Raw genomic sequence first — 697 nt, forward strand, 5'->3', positions numbered from 1 at the left:
TAAGAAATAGGATGATCGAGATTTTCTTGACGTAGTGGGGCATGGCTATATCCTCACTTTGAATGCATCTGTTTTCATATCGATTGGCCTTTTTTGGTTGATAGAGCCAACATGAAGCGTCAGAGATTTAGGTGGTATATTGCTATGCATGTACTTTTCGATAGAAATGCAGTGATAGCTATTATTTTTTAAAACTTCTATGTTAAGAGACTCCTCATTGGACAGGTTTCCTCCGTCGCGCTCCTCAAGGATTGTAGATTCCACTGTCTTGATGTAATTTCCTTTGAATAGAACCGCGTGGTCGTCGTTTTTTGCTTCACCGATCTCGAGTTTCAACCCCAGCTCCATCCCCTCAAGGTCGGGCACCGTGACCAAAATATCGATCTTTATATCGTTGGTGGCGATTGTAGAGATATCTTCCCAACATCCATCTAGTGGGATAGGACCTCTGCTTTCAAACGCTTCATCGTATTTCTCCCAGGTCATCTCCACCGTGACACCCTTGAACAGCAGTTCCAGGCCGTTTTTTTCCTCTTCCAAGGCTTCATAGGGAGGTCACTGTCTCTGGTGATTGCCATAGCGACAGCGGTTGACCCAGTCTTCGACGCCGGCCACAAGACGAGAGAGCTTAAGATGTCTATAGGTGATGGGAAGAAATAGCTATAGATCCGAAGGCTAGCCTTTTTGCTCGAATTCA

1 protein-coding gene is annotated in these 697 nt (G+C 45.1%); it reads right to left on the reverse strand.

All coding sequences use genetic code 11. The annotated features are described in order from the left end of the window. Nucleotides 1–45: 45 nt before the first annotated feature. Nucleotides 46–540, reverse strand: coding sequence for a hypothetical protein (locus C9F12_RS22215; protein WP_108450241.1), 495 nt, complete (start codon nucleotides 538–540; stop codon nucleotides 46–48). Nucleotides 541–697 lie beyond the last annotated feature (157 nt).

This window comes from Halomonas sp. BN3-1 (genome assembly GCF_003056325.1).
Taxonomy (GTDB): Bacteria; Pseudomonadota; Gammaproteobacteria; order Pseudomonadales; family Halomonadaceae; genus Halomonas; species Halomonas litopenaei.